Raw genomic sequence first — 20,472 nt, forward strand, 5'->3', positions numbered from 1 at the left:
CGAGTGCTCGCGCTGGATGGCGTCAGTCGAGTTCGCGCGGTGCCGGCAGCAGCTCCGGATAGGCATCGTCCGTTACGAATCGCGCCCATTGCCGAATTGTGTAGCGGTAGGAGTTCTCCTCATAGCGGTGTGAGGTCGCGAGTCCGGGGCCCTGCCAATCCTTGATCGGTTCGGCGGTGCCGACGCGAAATCCGGCCTGATAGTTTAATTTCATGCCGCAGCCGAAAACGCTTGTGCTGGTGCGGTTCATCCCACGTCCGGCGACGCCGTCGTCCTGATCGAACACGCCGGTGCTGCCGAAGGTTTGCACCGCCGCCAGATAGGATTTTTCGCGAAACTCGGCCGACGCGCTCTTCGGCACCAGGGTCCAGCTCCACGCTTCCATCTTGCCGTCGCCGCGCGGCTGCCAGAGGCGCACCTGCGCGAACCCGGTGGCGGGCTGCCCAGCGGTGCCGGTTAGGGGGATGATGAGGTAGGAGAAATTGGGGAACACGGTGCCGACCAGCACGCGGCTGCGGCGCGCGAGATCGGCTTGCAGCGCATCGAGTTTGTCGAACGAATAGCGCTCAGCGAATTCTTCGGGATATCCCCAGAACGCGGATTCATCGCTCGGTGCGATTGATATGGTGGTGTTGTGTCCGCCGCCGGTGATGACATGGTGGCCGAGAATATTGGCCGCGAAGGGAATCTCGATTGCGCCGATGTCGAACAACGAACGGTGCAGGGTGATCAAGTGATAATCATCGCCAAAGCCGTCAAACCCGGCTTTCCAATTGGTTGGCCACATATAGCGCTGCGGTGCGCCGACGACTTCGAGATCGTCGAACAGAGCGAAGAAAATATCGAGATAATAGGCCGCATCGCCAAGGTAATCTGCGAGCGACGGCGCGGCGTTATCTAAACAAGCGAAATACAAGCCGCGATAGAGCTCAAGCCGAGGCGCCGCATGCAAGCCCCATTGGCTGCGATCGAGGCCGCCGATCGCATCGCCCTGTGACGGCGCGCCGATGAGATGGCCGATATTGTCATATGTCCAGCCGTGATAGGGGCATTGAAATTTCTCGCTGTTGCCGCGTTCCACCGCGCAAACCTGAGAGCCGCGATGGCGGCACGCGTTGAACAACAGCCGGACTTGATTATCGGCGCCGCGAACAAGAATGAACGAGTCCTCGCCGATATAGCGCAGCAGATGATCGCCGCGCTTTGGAATTTCAGATTCATGGCCGACAAATGTCCACGCCCGGGGAAACAGGCGCTCGCGTTCCAGGGCATATAGCTCCGGATCGCTGCCGAACACCCATGCCGGCACCAAGCCTTGCTGGATATCTTTTTCCAGCATCTCAAACCTGGCGCGCATTTCTGGCGATAGGTTGCGGGTGCGCATTATTGCCGGGGACAGGCCGTTCGCTGCCGGGTTCGACGTCATAGGCTGTCTCCGCTTATGAACAAGGCTGCGGGAATCGAATTGCCCCGCGGGTGATCTTATGGCCTTCCAAATCGTCGAAGGCCGCCGCAATCTCGGAGATATCGTAGTATCGGTCGGTGATGGCGTCGAACGGCAGTTCGCCGGCCATCATGAGGTCGACGAAGCGCGGGATATCGCGGCGCGGAACAATTGAGCCGCCATTGGTCCCGGTAATAATTTTTTCATTAATCAAGCCGCGCAACGGCACCGAATATTCAAGATCGTTTTTCATGATGCCGATAGCGACGATTGTGCCGCCGGCCCGGGTCGCGGCGATGCCGGCCTCGATGGTGCCGGCGGCGCCGACGGCATCATAGAAAATATCGACACCCCTGCCGCCCGGTGTCAGCTTCAATATATCGTCAATGGCATTGGGGCCGGCGAGCACGGCATCTGTCGCGGCGCCGGAGGTGAGCGCGTTGTCGAGCTTTGTCGGTACGAGATCGACGGCGATCACGCGCAACGCCTTGAGCGCGCGCGCACCCAGCATGGTGGCGATGCCGACGCCGCCGGCGCCCAGCACAGCAATCGTTGCGCCGGGCTGCACGGGCGCGCGGATCATGGACGCGCCAAGACCGGTAGAGATGCCGCAGGCCAGGCCGGCCAATTTTTCGAGCGGCGCATCGGGGCGCACCTTGACCACCGCTGAGACCGGGACAACGGCATATTCGGCGAATGAGGATTGCGAAAAGAAACTGTTGATGTCATTGCCGCCGCGCCGGAGCCGCGTCGTGCCGTCGGGCATGACGCCGCTGAAAGCGGTCTCAAACCAGCGATCGCAGATCGACAGGGCGCCGCGATCACATTGCGGGCAGGCGTTGCACGGCATGATGATGGAGCAGATCACCGGGTCGCCGAGCGCTACTTCGCGCACGTCCGGCCCGACCGCATCGACGTAGCCACAGCCTTCATGGCCGAGCACCACCGGCTTCGGCACATCGAAATTGCCGCGCACCACCGAGAGATCGGTATGGCAAATGCCGGCGGCGACGATCCTTATCCGGACCTCGCGCGCCTGCGGTTGCGGAACATCAATATCCTCGACGGAGAATTGATTTGTGCCAGTGCATAGGACGGCTCGCATTTTTTGTGTTTCTCCGTGCCTGTTATTGTGGCCCCCAAAGCGCCGCGCTGCTCGAGATCGGGCACTTCGGTATTGGTAATTTAACATCGCCAATCTGACCACAGCAATCGGCCTGTCGCCGCGATCCGGCATGCCTGAGGGTTGACGGATCGCTGGTGGCGCCACTGCGTTAGAATATGATCCGGGCTTGGCATAGCGGAGAATCAGATTAATTTAGCGGGCTCACGCCGCGCCGGACCTGCGCAACCAGACCGGAAGGAGAACCGCCAGCGATGACGGATGATACAGAATCGACGACACCGTTCGAAATTGTGCGCTGGGATCTCAACCCTGGGCGCACAGTGCTCGTCATCATTGATGCGCAGAATGATTTTCTCCACCCGGACGGTTGGTATGGCCAGAAGGGCATCGATATTTCCCATATGCGGCGCACCATCGCGCCGACACGCCAGTTGCTGAAGGATATCCGCGCCAAAAACATCCCTGTGGTGTGGACGCGCCATGGCTGCCGCGGGGTGGAAGACGGCGGACCGTTCATGCAACTCCGCCCGTTTCTCAAGGAAGGCGGCTTGCGCCAAGGCAGTTGGGGCTATCAAATATTTGACGAGCTCGGCCCGCGCGAAGACGATTGGTACGTGGAGAAATCGCGCCTCAGCGCCTTCTACAACAGCAATCTTGAGACCGTCCTGCGCGCGCTTAATGCAGATACCGTGCTGATCGTTGGCGTGCTCACCAACCAATGCGTGGCGGCAACCTCCAAAGATGCGATGTTTCGCGACTTTCGGCCGATTGTGATTGAGGACTGCACCGGCACCACGTTGCCGCACCTGCACGCCCCGGCAATCGAAATGATGCAGGTCGGCTGGAGCGAAGTACGCGATCTTGAGTCTGCGCTGAGCGAAATTCGCCAGCTCTCACCGGCGCGCTGAAGCCGAGCTATGCGCCGAATTTTATGACCACAAAGAACAGTTCAAGGGAGGCGGGACATGCAATTGGGTGAACCATCTTGGATGAACGAGGAATATGCGATCGTCCGGGATTCGGTGCAGAAATTCATCGCCGCCGAGATTGCGCCGCATTATGAGGCGTGGGAGCAAGCCGGCATCATGCCGCGTGACATCTGGACCAAGCTCGGCGCGCACGGCCTGCTCGCCCCCGACATGCCGGAGGAATATGGCGGCGCCGGCGGAACTTTCGAACATCTGGCGGTAGTCATCGCCGAGTTTGCCCGGCACGGCTATGCGAGCTTTGCCGGCAGCATGCTCGGCGTCCATTCCGGCATCATTAATCATTATATTTTGAACAATGGCAGCGCCGAGCAGAAAGCGCGCTATCTGCCGGCGATGGCGTCCGGCGAGATGGTGGCCGCCATCGCCATGACCGAACCCGGCGCCGGATCGGACCTCCAAGGCGTGACCACGACGGCGAAGCGCGACGGCAATGGCTATATCCTGAACGGCGCCAAGACTTTCATTTCCAACGGCCAGCATTGCGACGTCGTCGTGGTGATCGCCAAAACCGACAGCACGGTCGCCGGCTCCAAAGGCATCAGCCTGCTGTTTGTCGAGAAAGACGCTGCCGGCTTTAGCCGCGGTCGCAATCTCGATAAGATCGGCCTGCACTCCGCCGACACCTCGGAACTGTTCTTCGCCGACGTCCGGGTTGAGGGCGATGCCGTTCTCGGCCCCGAACATGGCGGATTCGGCGTGCTGATGACTGAATTGCCGCGCGAGCGCTTGACGCTGGCAATTGGCTCTCTGGCCGCCGCCGAGGGCGCGATGCAATGGACGATCGACTACATCCAGGAACGCCAGGTCTTTGGCCAGCCGATCGGAAAATATCAGAACACCCGTTTCAAGATAGCCGAAATGATGACCGAACTGCGCTCGCTGCGCGCCTTTATCGACGATTGCACAAGACTGCTATCGACCGACGATCTCGACACCGTGACGGCCAGCATGGCCAAGCTCAAAGCCACCGAATTGCAGGGCGAAATCATCGATGGCTGCCTGCAATTCTTCGGCGGCTATGGCTATATGCGCGAGTTTCCGATCAGCCGCGCCTTCGTTGACGCGCGAGTGCAGCGCATCTATGGCGGCACGTCGGAGGTAATGAAGGAAATTATCGCGCGCGACATCCTCGGGCGATGAGCGCTTCCTAAGGCGCCCGCGCTAATTCGTAAATTAGGCGATCAAAGCGCCGGCGGAACGGTTTTCTTGGCGCTGTCACGCTCTGCCATGCGCGCTGACCAGGGCCTGAGATTTTGCGTCGCGTTGAGCAGTGACTTGCCTTCTGCGGTCATCTCCAAAACTGAAAGCACTGGGAAAACGAAGAAATCCGCCAGCGTTGGCTTGTCGCTGGCAAAATATTTTTGTTTACCGAGCGCGCCGTCGAGTGCGGTGAGGGCTTTTGCCGCCTTGGGCATGCTTTCTAATATAAGGTCTTCATTTGTCGTGCCGCCGAAGGCCGGAATGACCAGCCGTTGCAGGACGATATCGATTCCCGGGCGGTAGAGATATTGGATAAATACCGATATCCATTGATTCATGCGGGCACGTTGCAGCGGATCATCCGGCTGTAAGGCGGGTCCGTCGAAATTTGTGTCGATGTAAGAGGTGATCGCGAGCGTCTCATAGAGGCGAATATCGCCATGGGTCATCGCCGGCACTGGGCCCCAGGGATGGCGTTCCAACTGCTCCGCAGATTGTGGCTGGGCCGGGTCTAGCTCGTACGGCACGCCTTTTTCGATCAGGGCGAGGGTGCAGGTGCGGCCATAGGTGCTGAGCGGCAGCGCATGGATGATTAAAGCAGACATCACGATCCATTTGAGTTAGGGCAGGGTTAAGTTGATCCTATAGTTAGCACTCTCAGCCACGCCTTCAATATATTTTCGGCGGGCCTCCCTTTGGGGCTTGGCGTCTTCGCTTACCCCCGTCGCTTTACTCGCCAAGGGCCAATCGCCATAATTAACGACTTCCTCTGATACCATCGCCACCGCAACTGGAAAGCCGTAAGCATGCCCGAAACATCGTCCTATACGCCGCCAAAAGTTTGGAAAGACGTTAATGAAAACGGTGGCACATGGGCCAGCATCAATCGCCCGACCGCCGGTGCAACGCATGAGCAGGAGCTGCCGGTCGGCAAGCATCCGTTGCAGCTCTATTCGCTGGCGACGCCGAACGGCGTCAAAGTCACGATCCTGCTGGAGGAACTGCTGGCGCTCGGACATAAGGGGGCTGAATATGATGCCTTCCTGATCGAGATCGGCGATAGCCAGCAGTTCGGCAGCGGCTTCGTCGCGCTCAACCCGAACTCTAAGATTCCGGCCTTGCTCGATCAGAGCACATCGCCGGGAACGCGGGTGTTTGAATCAGGCGCGATCCTCCTCTACCTGGCGGAAAAGTTCGGAGAGTTTGTTCCGCAGGAGCTATCGGCACGGGCCGAATGTTATTCCTGGCTGTTTTGGCAAATGGGAAGCGCGCCCTATCTCGGCGGCGGATTCGGCCATTTCTACGCCTATGCGCCGGAAAAATTCGAATACCCGATCGACCGCTATGCGATGGAAGCGAAACGCCAGCTTGATGTCTTGGATCAAAATTTGTCGGAGCGGCGCTACCTGTGCGGCGATGACTACAACATCGCTGACATCGCCACCTATGCCTGGTATGGCAATCTGGTGCTGAATAATTCTTACGATGCGGCGGAATTCCTCGACGTGGCGTCGTATAAACATGTCGTCAGATGGGCGACGGAAATAGAACAGCGCCCGGCGGTCAAGCGCGGCCGGCGGGTCAATAAAACCTCGGGACCGGAAGACGAACGCCTCCCCGAACGCCACGACGCAAGCGACCTCGATTGATCGGCGCGGCAAGCGGAACGCGCCGGAGTTGGTGAGGATCGGGCAACAAGGCTTAACGAGCCTGTGATATGGCCGGCTTTGCGCCGGGGATATCTGGCCTCACAATCCACCCGGCGGAAAAAAATTCGTTACCGTTGATCTCTCTTCCTTGACCTTCCAGGTGCTGGAAGCATTATATGGATGGAATGACAAGCGACGCGAAGAACATTGTTCCGCCGCCGCAGCGGCAGCCGGTCAATTTTTTCAGATTTTCCGGACGCGTTGCCATGGCGTTGGCCCTGGCATTTACAATAGTTTTTGGCCCCTCCCAAATTAGCGCGGCCACGCCGGATCTGAATAATGCGGCGGGCCAGAAGCAACCTCATCACGACGAGCAGGCGAACGCCGGTCATCATTCAATTGGCCCGGCGGCAAGCGGGCATCACACAGCGGCGATTAAGGTCTATTGCAACACGGCGACGCCTGGCCATGGCGACCATGCGCAGCATGGCGACGGTATGTGCGAAGGCTACCGCGTTATGTCTTCTGCCCTGACATCCGCCGAACGCGAATTTGCGCGGTATTACATTCGCCTCAGTGCGAAAACGGCGCCTGATAGCGCCCCGGCCGGCCACTCACCCGAGCGCCTCAAAGAACCTCCCCGAACCGTCTAAGGCGGGTATCCCCGCTTCATTTTGAATGAAGGGCTTCCGTAGCGAAGCTTGAAATGGCCTGCCGTGGTTCTCCCATCCGCGGCGGCTGGGACGGATCATGTGTGAGGAGTGATCATGAGCGAGAAAAGAGAATTGCCACAATCGGCGGCACAGACCGCCGAAGAAACCACCGAAGAAAGCGCCAAAAAATCTAGGCCGACCACATCGTCTTCTAGTACCGACACGCCGCCTTCGGGACCGACGCGGCGCGCCGTGCTGCGCTCGGCGGCGTTGGCGGCCACCGGCGGCGCGCTGTTGGGCGCGGCGGGCAAAGCAGGGGCCAGCGAATATCAGGCAGCCCAGGGCTCCATGATGTTTATGAAAGGGCACAACATGATTGGTGCGCGCACCAATCCGCCGGGCGCGCCGGGCGACCATGAAGTGCCCTACCGCAGTTTCGATATCAGCTTTGATCTGATGGAGCATGAATTGGTGCCGGGCGTGAGCCTGCCGGTATTCGCTTTCAATAAGCAGGTGCCGGGGCCGCTCTTCCGCGTGCAAGAGAATGATTGGGTCAAGATCAGCGCCACCAACAATACGGAAGAGATGCACACCATCCATTGGCATGGTCTCGACGTGATTTACACCATGGACGGCGTACCGATGGTGACGCAGGACCCGATCCACCCGGGCGAGACGTTCGTTTATCGCTTTCAGGCGCGCCCGGCAGGGACGCGGTTCTATCACTGCCACTGGAGCACGCCGCTGCATATGATGTCGGCCCTGCACGGTGCCTTCATCATCGACCAGGCAGATGATCCGGTGCGCCAAGCCTTCCCCTATACGCGCGACTACACGCTGATGCTTGAAGCGTTCGACGTGAATTGGACACGCAAGCACATCAATGAAGTTTTGGCCGGCATGAAGCGGGTCAACAAGCTCATGGCGATGGGCAAGCTGGACCCGATCACGCACGGCTTCTTTCGCGATTACGATGAATTTAAGGCCGCCGTCGCGGACGGTTGGACACCGCCCTATGTGCGCGGCGCGGCGGAGCGCAGCACGCCGGAGCCCGATTTCTTCGCGATCAACGGCAAATGTTATCCGGCCACCGAAAAACTCAAAATCAAGCAAGGCGAATATATCCGCATCCGCCTGATCAATGGCGGCTTCCTGTCACATCATATGCATTTGCACGGTCATAATTTTTGGCAGGTGGCGGAGGACGGCAACCCGCTGCCCCAGCCAATTCGCATGAACACCGTATCGCTGTTTCCCGGAAAGACGGCAGACATCATCGTTTACGGCGACAATCCTGGGTTTTGGACTTTCCACGACCACGATGTCCGGCGGGTGATGAATAACGGCATCTATCCGGGCGGCATGCTCACGATGCTTGAATATGAAGATATGGGCGACGTGCCCTACGTCCCCTCCATCGCCATCAACGAATAACCGGAAAGGAACTGACCGATGAAAAACAAACTTATCTCTCTCGCCGCCGGTTGTTCAGCCGCCCTCTTTGCCGCCGGCGCTATGGCTCTGGAGATCGATCCAAACGTGCCGCCGGAGATCAGTCTCGGCGGGCGTCTTGTTGCCACGGCCAACTTCTCGGATACGGAACAAGCGGTTGGCAGCAATAAGACCGATGCGGCGCTCGATATCGCCGATTCAAGCATTCTCATCAGCGCCAGCAAATATTTGTTCAACGCCGGTGATTACGGTTACGCGGTGTTTGGCCTCACAATTCCGGAGGACGATTCTGACCTGCCGGATGAGATATTCGTGCACCAGGCGGCGGTCGGCATGGGCAGTCAAGATTACGATCTAGTCCTTGGCCGCACGCGACTGCCAAATACCTTGGTTTCGTTTCCGACCGTGCGCGACGACGATCTTCTCGCTTTCACCCATGTCGGCAACGCCGGCGCTAACGTAGAGGCGGAGGAAGATACAATTTTTGGCGGTGTCCTCGGCGGCACGCGGTATCTATGGAAGCAATTCCAGGCGCAAGCCTTCGCCACGGCGCGGGCCGAAACCGACCTTACCAATCTCACAAATAGTGACCGAACTGCGCGTTCTAATTTAAACGGCGCGGCGTTTGGCTTTGCCTATGAAATTCCCGAAGAGATCAAGTTTGACCGCGGCATCCGCTACGCTGCTGTCGGGCTCGATTGGCAGCGCGTTGATGAGTTGGCGGGCGGCGATGATGACGACGTCGCGGCCGTTCTGGCCGGCCTAAGTTACAACCTCAGCGACGACCCTGAGGCAAGCTGGGCATTGGATTTTCAGGGCATCTACAATTTCGGCGCCGGGGTCGCCAATCTCAATTCCGACGTGGCGCGGGCGCGCGGCGAGCAATATGCCCTGGTCAGCGCGCTCCGCTACACCGCCCGCCCGCAATTGCAAACCGATTGGCAAGCGGCCATCACGGTGGCGTGGAAGGATTATGCGGATTTTGACGACGCCTCTTCTTTTGCAATAGTGCCGAGTATCGCCTGGCGATTGGGCAGTGGTGTCGAGGTGCTCGGCCAATATCGATTTCTCAACAATGGCGCCACCTTGGGCGCTGCGGAGAATCAGGACCGTAGCCACACACTCTTTCTCGGCCTGTCCTTCGCTTTGGATACGACCTTCAACGAATCTGTCGGTGCGCGCGGCTCGATTCTCAGCCTAGAGCACAACATGCTCAATCCCGGCCCCGCCGGGCTCGGCCATTGAGAGACGGAGGAAGGAAGAGAATGATGCAAATCAAAAGTAAGACGCTTCCACTCATCGCGGCGGTGGCCGCTTTCACCACTTCCGTCGCTGTGGTCACTCCCGCTATGGCGCAAGAGTCCGGCAGCCATGAGGGGCACGATATGTCTGCCATGATGGCTGTGGGCGAAGCCGGTGCCTGGTCCTATACAGGGCGGGAAAATCCACAAATGCAGATGCACGGGCGCTGGGAAACGGTGCCGCTAAAGGGGCGAGCTAGCGCCGCGGTTTCCGCCGCCGCCATGACGCACCAGGAGCGCTGCGCCGCGCTGATGGCGGCGGAGGATTTGATGCAGGATCACGCGACCCTCGCGGCTTGTACGGGGATAAACCCATCCACCCCGATGGAACAACAACCGCCGCCGAGCCAACATGATGACATGGACCATGGCGACGGCGGACAAAGTAACTAACTCTAACTCCAACAGAGAAGGCAGATGATGAAACACAGAAAACTGGCCGCCACCACGGTGCTGGCTCTAATGATCGGCGCGGGAATTTCCACAGCAGCCATGGCCGATACGGCGGTCATCAAAATGAAATTCGATGAAGACAGCGGCGATCTTTATTTTGAGCCGGCCAAGGTCACTATCAATCCCGGCGATACCGTGGTCTGGCTGCAAGATGATGTCGACAACGAGCACAACGTGGCTGCCTATCCCAACCTCATTCCGGAAGGCGTGCAGCCCTTTGAAAGTCAGATGATGACGCGGGTAGGCGAAAGCTGGAGCATGACCTTCGACAAGGTAGGCAGCTATTTCTATCACTGCCATCCGCATGAGGCGGCGGGCATGAAAGGGCTGATCGTGGTCGGTCGCGAATCTCTGCCGGAGGAATTCCGAAAAGCCAGAGCGGGTGATATGTCGCATGACCATGGCGACGGCGATATGGACGACATGAAGCATGGCGATAAGGACGGCATGAAGCATGGCGACAAGGACGGCATGAAGCATGGTGACATGGACGACATGAAGCCTGGCGATAAGGACGGCATGAAGCATGGTGACATGGACGGCATGAAGCATGACGACATGGACGGCATGAAGCATGACGACATGGACGGCATGAAGCATGGTGACATGGACGGCATGAAGCATGACGATAAGGACGGCATGAAGCATGACGACATGGACGGCATGAAGCATGACGACATGGACGGCATGAAGCACGGCGACGATGATGATCATCACCAAGATGGTGACAAAAAGGAGAACAAGATTATGGAGGATGGGCATGGCCACGATAATGACCATGGCGATCACCACGATTAGGGCGCGCCGGACGGTCAAGGGCGCCTTCGGCTAGGCGCTCCGCATTAGAGAAGATAACTGTGAACGGCAATTTTTTTGACAGCGAGGTGGCGGAGCTAATCGCTCTATGCCCCGCACCGCCAGCGGCCTTGATTGATCGGCTTCAGCGCGGCCCCAGCAAACAATAGGTGTCCATCTTGCCTTTGCCTTTGATCTCGATCGTTCCGTTTGCGCTGAATAGGTATTTGTCGCTTAGCGCGCGGTAGACGGTTTCCGTGACCTGGATGGTATCCGCCGCACCGCTTGATTCCATACGGCTCGCGACGTTCACCGTGTCGCCCCACATATCGTAGGCGAATTTGTTTTTTCCGATGACGCCAGCGACGACCGGGCCGCTATGGATACCGATGCGGAGTGAAAAGGCCTCGCCGCTGTCCTTCTTTATCTCGCTGATGGCCGATTGCATATCGAGCGCCAGATTGGCGATGGCCTCGGCGTGGTCCGGTCTTGGCTCCGGCACGCCGCCCGCTACCATATAGGCGTCTCCGATGGTTTTGATTTTCTCCAGACCGTGACGGATGGTGAGTTCATCAAAGCGAAAAAAGATCTCGTTGAGCTTGGTCACCAGTTGATCCGGGCGCACGGTGCTCGAATACCCGGTGAAATCGACAATATCGGCGAAGAGCACGCTCGCATCGTCATATTCCTCGGCGATGACGCCGGGCCGCGACTTCAGAACCTGCGCAGTTTTTCGCGGAAGAATGTTCAACAGCAGGCCGTCGGCTTTGGCCCGTTCGCTGACGGCGCTGATCACGAAATAGCTGGCGAAAACAAAGACGATGAGCGACCAAATGCTCAAATTCATGAAGAAGAACAACACCCTCGTATCATCGGATACGGGATGGCCGTGCCTGATAAAAAAATCTTCGAAGGCAAACGAGATAGCGATATTTACGAGATAAAGCAGCAGCCAGATGATTGACTGCTTCATTGAAAAAAACATCAACGCGATGATCGGGCCGCAGAACGCCCATAGAAGGACCAAACCGGAATCGAAAACGCTGCCGATGCTCCACTGGATCAGCGCGGTGATATAGATGATGCAGAGGATCTGGACATAAACCAACGGGCGATGCTTACGCGTGAAATGGCAGATAACGATTGTTGATCCGACAATCACGACAAAGGCGAAAGGCAGGAGCGAAACCAACCCGAAGCCAAAGATGATGTAGTACATTGCCGTCCAGGCAGTGCCCGCTAGGCAGCACGACGCGGCGACCAGAAAGATGGTGATTTTTTCCAGTCTGACGTCGTCGGTGTCATCGGGTGCGTAGGCGAAAAAGGTCTTCAGATTCATTCTGTTCGGCGCTCTGATGTGAAAGCCGGGCTGCGAATTTGAACGGCTGGCAGGGGCGGCGAACCGTAGCATGAACTGGCGGGCGGCAGAGAGCTGCTGGAGGAACGGTGACAAACAGCGCTTCGAGAGCGCCCAGTGCGGGGAGGCTGAGCAATATGGATGATTTTTATGTGGTTGCGACCGAGCCCGGCCATGTTCGGCACGACCTACCAGTTTGGGCCGGCAAGCGTGCTGGGGCAATCAAGTTCGATGCCGCATCCGGCCGCAAAGTCGAGCGGGCAGATATCGCGGACGTGCCAGGCGCTTTTCAGCTCCTCGATGTCCTGAGCGTTGATGAGTGTGATCGCTTGGTCGAACTCAGTGATGCTCTCGGCTATCACGATGACGCGCCGGTGTCGCTGCCGCGCAGCATTCTCCACACCAACAATTTCAATTGGGTGGTGGATGAAAGCGTCGACGGCCCAATCTGGGAACGTTGCAAAGATTTTGTCGCAGCATCCACCTACACCAGCCGGATAGCCTGCGGCCTCAACGGGCGTTTTAGATTTTACCGGTACCACCCGGGTGATTACTTTGCGCCACATACGGACGGGGTGTGGCCTGGGAGCCGCGTCGTTGACGGGCGATTGGTCCATGACGCCTATGGCGATCGCATCAGCGAAATGACGTTCTTGATTTTCCTAACGGACGGATATGAGGGCGGGCGGACTCAGTTCCAGTCGCAACAGAACGCTGTTACCAGCGTCGCCACCCCGAAGGGCGCGGTCCTGTGCTTTCCGCATGGTACGCATCCGCAGCACTGTGTTCATGCGGGCGAAGAAGTAACATCTGGGAAAAAGTACATCATACGCACCGACATATTGTTTGGTTGAAGAATAACACCAGCGAGAATTTCCAGTGCTCCGATCACTAACCCTGCACGTCCGTCCGGGGTCGCGAACAAACTCACCGTCGGCTCGTTCTGAGCCGGCGGTCGTTTCATCTGGGTTGGTAGAGCCGCAACGATTTTACAGCCGCTGCAGGCAAAAACCGAGGTCCAGAAGGCGATGAATTGCCACCGCCATGTGATCGTCCTACGATGGATTCAATGGCTTGCAAAACATCGGCGGTGGAACAATTGACCCGCAAACGCCATCGCGTCACAATTCGAAAAGAGGCAGCGCAAGACGTGATCAAGGCCATTTTACGCGCCTCTATGAGAAACCTCATGCGGGTTTCTTTGTTGTTCGCGCCATCACCGCGCCGCTGGCCAAACGGTCGTGATACGCAAGCTAGGAATGGCCGCTCAAATGTTGGTCTCCACCCTCTGATTTGGCGGCAGGGCGGTCCGGATTGACTGAGCAGCCCAAAGATTCTTGCCCCGCTTGCCTCTGTGGCGAATCCACACCCTTTGCGATTCACGAGGGGATGGCGCTCGTCCGCTGCGGCGATTGCGGCGTCATCCACATGGACAGACTGCCTTCGCCGACGCAATTGGCGAGCCTGTACGACGATGCCTATGACGGCGCGACGACGGGTTACTTCGCCAAAGTAGACTCAAAAATGCGCCGGTCCCTTCACCGTGTCCGTCAATTGCGGCGGCGGGTCAGCGGCGGCCGATTCCTTGATATCGGTTGCAGTGGCGGATTCATGGTGGAGGCGGCGCGGCTGCAAGGATTTGGAGCGCATGGCGTTGAGGTCGATCCTAAGTCGGTCGCCTATGCGCGCGAACATTACCCGGCCAACGCCTATTTTCATGGCACCGTACAGGCGTTCGCGGAATCGCACGGCGGCGAGCCACTTTTCGACGCTGTGTACTGCAGCGAAGTGATCGAGCATGTGCCCGAATCGCGGTCTTTCGTTGCCGCCATTGCCGGTTTGATGCGGCCAGGAGCGGTCCTCTACATCACGACGCCGGACATCAGCCACTGGCGCCGTCCCAAGGAACTGACGAATTGGGACGCTTTCTGCCCGCCCTCGCATTGCGTTTTTTTCAATCCAGCCAACCTCACCAGGCTGCTCGCCGCGCACGACCTTGTCGTATTTAAACGCTTCATTTCTTTGAAGCCGGGGGTCAAGCTTTTGGCGCGAAAGTCATGACCCTGAAACCGTTGCAGGCTTAAGCAAAGGCCGCTCCTGCTCCGCGGCTTCCGCCGGATATTCGCGGCGCTGCTGGCCCGCTGGATCGCCCCCGGAAGGTTCGATCATGCCCGTTCGGGTCCTTCAGCCGCTCTGTCCGACTTGCGATAGCCGGCGCGGTCGAGCGCAGCGTAAAATCCTAATCCGAAAACCTGACCGGCCCCGGTACGGTTTGAACTGTACAAGGCCAATTTACCGGCTAGGCTCGCAATGATGCAAAAGATACTAGTTACAGGCGCGTTGGGACAAATCGGTTCGGAACTGGTGCCGGCCCTGCGAGAGCGGTATGGGAGCGAGGCGGTCATCGCTTCGGGCATCCGCTTCAGGTCCATGGGCCCTGTTACGGAAGGCGGCATTTTTGAGATTCTAGATTGCACCAATGTCGATGACGTCGGCGCGATCGTTCAGAGACACAATATCGGCACGATCTATCACCTGGCCGCAATCATGTCGGCGGTCGGGGAGAAACAACCGGAAGACGCCTGGGACCTTAATTTTGGCGCCTTCGCGAATGTCCTGAAAGTCGCCCGACAGCACCGGTGCGCCGTATTTTTTCCGAGTTCGATTGGCGCATTCGGTCCGACCACGCCGAGTCACAACACGCCTCAAGACACGTCGCAGCGTCCCACGACAATATATGGCGTCGCCAAAGTCGCGGGCGAATTGTTGAGCGACTATTACGCTGCCCGCTTCGACCTCGACACGAGAGGAATTCGATTGCCGGGCCTTATCTCCAGCGTGACATTGCCAGGCGGCGGTACCACGGATTACGCGGTCGATATATTTTATCAGGCGGTGCGCGAGAAACGCTATACCTGCTTCCTGCGGGCCGATTCACGGCTCGATATGATGTACATGCCCGATGCGATCAGCTCGATCACGCAATTGATGGAGGCCGACGCGAGCCGTTTGAGGCATCGCAATGCCTTTAACGTGACCGCCATCAGCATTACGCCAGCGGAGCTTGCCGCTGAAATCCAACGACACATTCCGGACTTTGTCATCGACTACGACGTCGACCCCTTGCGTCAGGCGATCGCCGATTCCTGGCCTGATTCGATGGACGACAGTGCGGCGCGCGCGGAATGGGATTGGTCGCCCCGTTACGATCTCGCCGCTATGACCAGAGACATGCTTGAGAAAATCCGAACCAAGCTGACCTAGCCGTCAGGCGCGCGGTGGCGCCGCCGCTTGGCCGCCGGCACTTTCTCTGTTTGGCAGATTTCTGTCACACCGGAATCCCCGAGATGACTCCCTTTGTTCAACGGCATTGCCGGCCCACAAAGCCGGCCGATCTGGCACCTTAGGTCAGGCAGTCGGTGACTTCGCGCCCCGCCGCTTGGCCGGGAAAATATGTCGCCATCGCCTGGGTAGACAGTGTTAACATACGGCGGTAAAGTCCAGAATCTCTGAAGGCATGGCGGCGCCAACAGGCGCACGGACTGACGCCCGACGTATCGGGTTGTGAATTTTTGCCGAGGACCAGAAAGAACTATCACGTGTCCATGAACACAATTCCCCTCCGCTCCTGGGTTACGGGTCGAATGTCGATTGCGCCATCGACGTCGCAGGCCGTCGAGCAGCGCGTGTCGTCGCTGGTCTTGTTGGTTGGCAGTTTGGTAAGCGCCACAGGCGCCGGCCTCGGAATTCTCGCCGCGTCCTGGTCGCCCGAGCAGGCAATGCCCTTTGATATGGTGACGATGCCCACGGCGACGGTGCTGTTTTCCTCAATATTTCTCGCCATCCTTGTCACGGGCAACCGCTATAACCGCCAAATTGCCTATGTTTGGGTCGCCTTTTCAGGACTGTTCAACCTGATCGCGGTCGCCGATGCGTTGTTTGTTTCGCCCTCGCCAAATCTGGTTTTCTATCTTCTGTGGATTCCGCTCTATTACATATTCCTCAGCTTCGTCTTAAACGGTCGCCAAGCATTCTTTGTCGGTTGGGGCTGTTTTCTCGCCGTTGTGCTGATGTTCCTGGTGTATGGCCTAACGGGACCTGGCGCCGATCTTGACGGACGCGAGTTCAATTTGCTCGTTCAATCAGCCGCCACACAGGGCGGCACGTTGGGTTTGATGTATTTCTTCCGTGTCTATCGCGAGCGCTTTCACCATGAATCGGAGCGTAGTTCGGAATATCGAAAAATAGCAGCGGAACTGGAAGCCGCGGTGCAGCGCGAGCAGGCGACGCATCAGCAGGTAGAAATCGCCAACCAAGCCAAAATTCAATTTCTCGCCGGCATGAGCCATGAATTGCGCATGCCGCTGAACGCCATCAACGGCTTCTCCGAGATGATTTCGAAGGAAATATTTGGGCCGTTAGAGAATGAGAAATACCGCGAATATATCGAAGATATTCATCGCGCCGGCGTGCATTTGCTGGCGATGGTGGAAGATACGTTCGATCTCGCCAAGATCGAGGCGGGCCGCATGGAGCTTGAGTTGGAGCCAGTGAGGCTTGGCCGCGTCGCGCAAGACGCGATCAACATGACCAGCGGCGGCAAACACGGCAAAAACCTCGACATGCGCGCCGAAATATCGCCTGATTTGCCGCGTCTGACCGGCGATTCACGGGCGCTGCGCCAGATCGCGATAAATCTCGTTTCCAATGCCCGGAAATTCACCGCCAGCGGCGGCCGTGTCACGCTGCGAGCCAAACTGGCGCCAGACGGCGGCATCGTGTTCGAAGTATCTGACACCGGCATTGGTATCCCCAAAGAGGAAATCGCCAAGGTGGTGGAGCCGTTTTATCATCTCAATAATACGCTCGATCCTGATCAGGATTCGAGCGGCCTCGGCCTATCGCTGGTCAAGCGGCTGGTGGAACTGCATGGCGGTGATCTCAATATCGTCAGCGCCGTCGGCAAAGGCACGGTGGTGAGCTGCAAATTCCCGCGCTGGCGCACGGTGACCGAAAGGGCGTGAGGCCGGCGCTTGATCAGCCGAAATATTCGGGCAGCGCGGTTGCGAGATTGGTGCGGATGCGGTCGTATATCGGCGAGTTATCTGCGGCGTAGTCGAAGGATTGGCCGGTGACCGCTTCATAGAGGGCGACGTATTTTTGTGAGAACTCGTTGAGCGTGTCGGCTGGGATGTCGGGCACTGGCTCGGTGTAGGGGTCACATTGGGTGCGGACCCAGAGACGAAGAAATTCCTTGTCGAGGCCTTCCGGCTCTTCGCCGGCGGCGAGGCGGGCGGCATAGTTCGCCTGCCTCCAATAGCGGCTTGAATCCGGCGTGTGCAGCTCGTCAGCGACGGTGATGCGGCCGGCTTCGTCGGTGCCGAATTCATATTTGGTGTCGACCAGAATAAGCCCATGTTTGGCCGCGATCTCGCGCCCGCGTGCGAACAGCCTGAAGCTGATCTCCGCGACCTCGTCCCACTGCGCCTGACTTAGCAATCCTTCGGCGACGATTTCTTGCGCGGTGATTGGCGCGTCGCGCTCGCCCTTGGTGGTGGGGGTGAGAATGGTTTCCGGCAGTTTCTGATTTTTCACCAGACCATCAGCGAATTGATGGCCGTAGAGCACGCGTTCGCCGCGCTGATACATGGTCCAGATCGAGGTTTCGGTCGAGCCAGTCATGTAGTCGCGGACGATCATTTCGATCGGCAACATCTCAAGATGCTTGGCAATGACGACGTTGGGGTCGGGATAAGAGAGCACATGGTTGGGGCAAATGTCGGCGGTCGCTTCGAACCAGAACTTCGCCGTTTGATTAAGCACCTGGCCCTTAAAAGGTACCGCCGCCAGCACCTTGTCGAACGCCGATTGGCGGTCGGTCGCGATCATCACTTGGCGGCCATCCGGCAGGTGATAGGTGTCGCGCACCTTGCCGCGATAGAAGCCGGGTAGTTCGGGAAAGTGCGCATCGGTGAGACATTGGCCGGAAAGCGGCGCGCTGCTTGTGTTGTTCATAGGAGTTCTCTCGTCCGGTGGGATTCTGTCTTGTTACTATATTCTATCGTGCCGGGCTATTCCGCGCTCTCGACCTCGACGAAGGTATCGTTATAGGCGGGCTGGCCCGAGATCGACCAAGCGGGGGGCGTCAGCATATTGCCGACGGCGCCGCTGTCCTCGGGCGTCGACCACCATTTGCCGGCGAGCGAAACGGTGCCGGCGCGGATCTGTTTGGTTACTTTGAGCCCGGCGTGAAGCCGCCCTTGAGCGTTGCGGATCGCCACGCGTTGACCGTCCGACAGGCCACGCTGCGCGGCGTCCTCGCTGTTCATTTCCAACGCCGGTGCGCCCTCGGCGCCGCGTTGGCGCGCCATATTGGCGAAGCTTGAATTGAGGAAATAATGCGCTTTCGGGGTTAGCAATTGCAGCGCGCCGTCGGGCGCCGTAGCAGCCACACGAGCAGGATGACCGGCCAGCGCGACACGCGCCTCCGGCGCTGGAATACCGCGCCGTGCGGGACCGTGTTTTTTCCAGCCGGTGGCCTCGAGGTCAGCCAGCGGCAGCTCGGGCGGCAGCGCCGATGCGGCGATTTCCTCATCGCTCTCGTGCAGTGCTGGATGGTTCAAGCCCATGCGCTGGGCAATCAGGCGCATGATTTCGCCGTGCGATTTCGCCTCGCCGACCGGCGCCACGGCCGGCTTGTTGAGCGATACATAATGATGTCCCCACGCGCCGTGCACGTCGAAATGCTCCAACTGGGTGGTCGCTGGCAGCACGATATCGGCGCGCCGCGCGGTATCGGTCATGAAATGTTCGAGCACCACGGTAAACAGGTCTTCGCGTTCCAGGCCGCGGCGGATTTCCGCCGTGTTGGGCAGCACCACCGCTGGGTTCGTGCCCCACACCAGGAGGCCTTTGACCGGCGCGCCGGCCTGCTCGCCGTTCAGAATCGCGCCGAGACGGGTCATATCTAGGCTGCGCACTTTTTCCTGCCTGAGATCGGCGCGTGCTGCCTTGGAGAGATCTACATCTGGCATGGTTATCAGCGAGAGCCCGCCGCCGGGTGCGCCATCATGGCCGGCGAGAATGCACAGCGCCGACAGACCCCAGACAAATGCCTCGCCATGCTCGCTCTGTTGCGGGCCGACGCCGCAGCGGATCATGGCCGGCTGTGCGGCGGCGAATTGGCGCGCCAGCGTGACCACGATTTCTTCATCGATGCCGCAGGTCTCGGCGACGCGCGCCGGTGTCCAGGGCTCAACTTGCGCGCGGTAGGCGTCGACGTCATGCGCCATCTGCCCGGCAAATTTGAGATCGCCCAAGCCTTCTTCGAAGATGACGCGCGCCATGCCGGCGGCGAGCGCTGCATCTGAGCCCGGGCGGATTGCAATATGTTCATCGCTTTTTGCAGCGGTCTTGGTGCGCCGTGGATCGATACAGATGATGCGGGCGCCATTTTTTTCGCGTGCCTGATTGAGGAAATGCCAATGGTGGTGGCCGGTGCTCAGCACGTTCACGCCCCAAAGGATAATCAGCTTCGCCTGGTCATATTCATCCGGGTCGAGGCCGATCGAATGGCCGGCGCCGAGCAGAGCAAGCCCCGGCGCGCCGCAGATATTGCCGTGCATGCCCGAGGCGCCGAGCGCATGCATCAGGCGCATGGGCGCAAATTTCTGTACCGCGCCCATTGAGCCAAAATAAGACACCGGCATCAGCGCCTGCGCGCCATGCTCGTTGATGATGCCGTCAAAGCGCTTAGCGATTGTATCGACGGCCTCTTGCCACGAGATGCGCTCGTACTGGCCGTCGCCTTTGGTGCCGGTGCGGCGCAAGGGATGCAGCAGGCGATCGGGTGAATAGGTGCGGGCGGGGTAATCATTGACCTTGGCGCAGAGCACGCCGCGGGTGAAGGGATGCGCCTTGTCGCCCTCGACGCGCACCACTTTGCCATCTTCGACATGTGCCTGCCAGGCGCAGGTATCCGGGCAATCCAACGGGCAACAGCCCTGTACGATGTGCTTCTCTACCATGTCCCGTCTCCTCTTCGAATCAATGC

At 58.7% G+C, this 20,472-nt stretch carries 17 protein-coding genes; 11 read left to right on the forward strand and 6 right to left on the reverse strand.

Annotated elements, in window-relative coordinates:
- Positions 1-22: 22 nt before the first annotated feature.
- Both O3A94_01190 and O3A94_01195 read right to left on the reverse strand, forming a co-directional pair.
- Positions 23-1,426, reverse strand: coding sequence for an aromatic ring-hydroxylating dioxygenase subunit alpha (locus O3A94_01190; GenBank protein MDA1354863.1), 1,404 nt, complete (start codon positions 1,424-1,426; stop codon positions 23-25).
- A 13-nt stretch (positions 1,427-1,439) separates the two neighbouring features.
- Positions 1,440-2,549, reverse strand: a complete 1,110-nt coding sequence (locus O3A94_01195; GenBank protein MDA1354864.1) for an alcohol dehydrogenase catalytic domain-containing protein — start codon at positions 2,547-2,549, stop codon at positions 1,440-1,442.
- A gap of 272 nt (positions 2,550-2,821) precedes the next feature.
- On the opposite strand from O3A94_01195, the gene O3A94_01200 reads away from it, so the two are divergent.
- The gene (locus O3A94_01200; protein ID MDA1354865.1) at positions 2,822-3,478 is read left to right on the forward strand and encodes a cysteine hydrolase; all 657 of its coding nucleotides are present in this window, start codon (positions 2,822-2,824) and stop codon (positions 3,476-3,478) included.
- A gap of 57 nt (positions 3,479-3,535) precedes the next feature.
- The gene (locus tag O3A94_01205; GenBank protein MDA1354866.1) at positions 3,536-4,699 is read left to right on the forward strand and encodes an acyl-CoA dehydrogenase family protein; all 1,164 of its coding nucleotides are present in this window, start codon (positions 3,536-3,538) and stop codon (positions 4,697-4,699) included.
- Positions 4,700-4,740: 41 nt separating this feature from the next.
- On the opposite strand, the gene O3A94_01210 is transcribed toward O3A94_01205, so the two are convergent.
- Positions 4,741-5,364: a glutathione S-transferase family protein gene (locus tag O3A94_01210; protein ID MDA1354867.1), complete on the reverse strand. Its 624-nt coding sequence runs from the start codon at positions 5,362-5,364 to the stop codon at positions 4,741-4,743.
- Positions 5,365-5,565: 201 nt separating this feature from the next.
- Here O3A94_01210 and yghU point away from each other — a divergent pair, with 201 nt between their 5' ends.
- The 5 genes from yghU to O3A94_01235 all read left to right on the forward strand — a co-directional run bounded on the left by yghU (position 5,566) and on the right by O3A94_01235 (position 11,065).
- Positions 5,566-6,408, forward strand: coding sequence for a glutathione-dependent disulfide-bond oxidoreductase (gene yghU / locus O3A94_01215; protein ID MDA1354868.1), 843 nt, complete (start codon positions 5,566-5,568; stop codon positions 6,406-6,408).
- 767 nt (positions 6,409-7,175) lie between these two features.
- Positions 7,176-8,495, forward strand: a complete 1,320-nt coding sequence (locus O3A94_01220) for a multicopper oxidase domain-containing protein (GenBank protein MDA1354869.1) — start codon at positions 7,176-7,178, stop codon at positions 8,493-8,495.
- 18 nt (positions 8,496-8,513) lie between these two features.
- Complete coding sequence (locus O3A94_01225; GenBank protein ID MDA1354870.1) at positions 8,514-9,758, forward strand: hypothetical protein; 1,245 nt, start codon at positions 8,514-8,516, stop codon at positions 9,756-9,758.
- Positions 9,759-9,778: 20 nt separating this feature from the next.
- Positions 9,779-10,207, forward strand: a complete 429-nt coding sequence (locus O3A94_01230; protein MDA1354871.1) for a hypothetical protein — start codon at positions 9,779-9,781, stop codon at positions 10,205-10,207.
- Positions 10,208-10,231: 24 nt separating this feature from the next.
- Positions 10,232-11,065: a plastocyanin/azurin family copper-binding protein gene (locus O3A94_01235; GenBank protein ID MDA1354872.1), complete on the forward strand. Its 834-nt coding sequence runs from the start codon at positions 10,232-10,234 to the stop codon at positions 11,063-11,065.
- A gap of 142 nt (positions 11,066-11,207) precedes the next feature.
- On the opposite strand, the gene O3A94_01240 is transcribed toward O3A94_01235, so the two are convergent.
- On the reverse strand, positions 11,208-12,401 hold the full coding sequence (locus O3A94_01240) for an adenylate/guanylate cyclase domain-containing protein (protein MDA1354873.1): 1,194 nt from the start codon (positions 12,399-12,401) through the stop codon (positions 11,208-11,210).
- A 155-nt stretch (positions 12,402-12,556) separates the two neighbouring features.
- Here O3A94_01240 and O3A94_01245 point away from each other — a divergent pair, with 155 nt between their 5' ends.
- The 4 genes from O3A94_01245 (at position 12,557) to O3A94_01260 (ending at position 17,443) form a co-directional block, all read left to right on the forward strand.
- Positions 12,557-13,273 (forward strand): 2OG-Fe(II) oxygenase, encoded by a 717-nt coding sequence (locus tag O3A94_01245; GenBank protein ID MDA1354874.1) that lies wholly within the window; start codon positions 12,557-12,559, stop codon positions 13,271-13,273.
- Between the two features lie 574 nt (positions 13,274-13,847).
- On the forward strand, positions 13,848-14,480 hold the full coding sequence (locus O3A94_01250) for a methyltransferase domain-containing protein (protein ID MDA1354875.1): 633 nt from the start codon (positions 13,848-13,850) through the stop codon (positions 14,478-14,480).
- 252 nt (positions 14,481-14,732) lie between these two features.
- Positions 14,733-15,683 (forward strand): NAD-dependent epimerase/dehydratase family protein, encoded by a 951-nt coding sequence (locus O3A94_01255; GenBank protein MDA1354876.1) that lies wholly within the window; start codon positions 14,733-14,735, stop codon positions 15,681-15,683.
- A 380-nt stretch (positions 15,684-16,063) separates the two neighbouring features.
- On the forward strand, positions 16,064-17,443 hold the full coding sequence (locus tag O3A94_01260; GenBank protein ID MDA1354877.1) for a HAMP domain-containing sensor histidine kinase: 1,380 nt from the start codon (positions 16,064-16,066) through the stop codon (positions 17,441-17,443).
- 13 nt (positions 17,444-17,456) lie between these two features.
- On the opposite strand, the gene O3A94_01265 is transcribed toward O3A94_01260, so the two are convergent.
- Positions 17,457-18,434, reverse strand: a complete 978-nt coding sequence (locus O3A94_01265) for a phosphoribosylaminoimidazolesuccinocarboxamide synthase (protein MDA1354878.1) — start codon at positions 18,432-18,434, stop codon at positions 17,457-17,459.
- A 56-nt stretch (positions 18,435-18,490) separates the two neighbouring features.
- A complete protein-coding gene (locus tag O3A94_01270) occupies positions 18,491-20,446 on the reverse strand; it encodes a molybdopterin-dependent oxidoreductase (protein ID MDA1354879.1) in 1,956 nt (651 codons plus the stop codon).
- Positions 20,447-20,472 lie beyond the last annotated feature (26 nt).

The organism is Pseudomonadota bacterium, from assembly GCA_027624955.1.
Taxonomy (GTDB): Bacteria; Pseudomonadota; Alphaproteobacteria; order UBA828; family UBA828; genus PTKB01.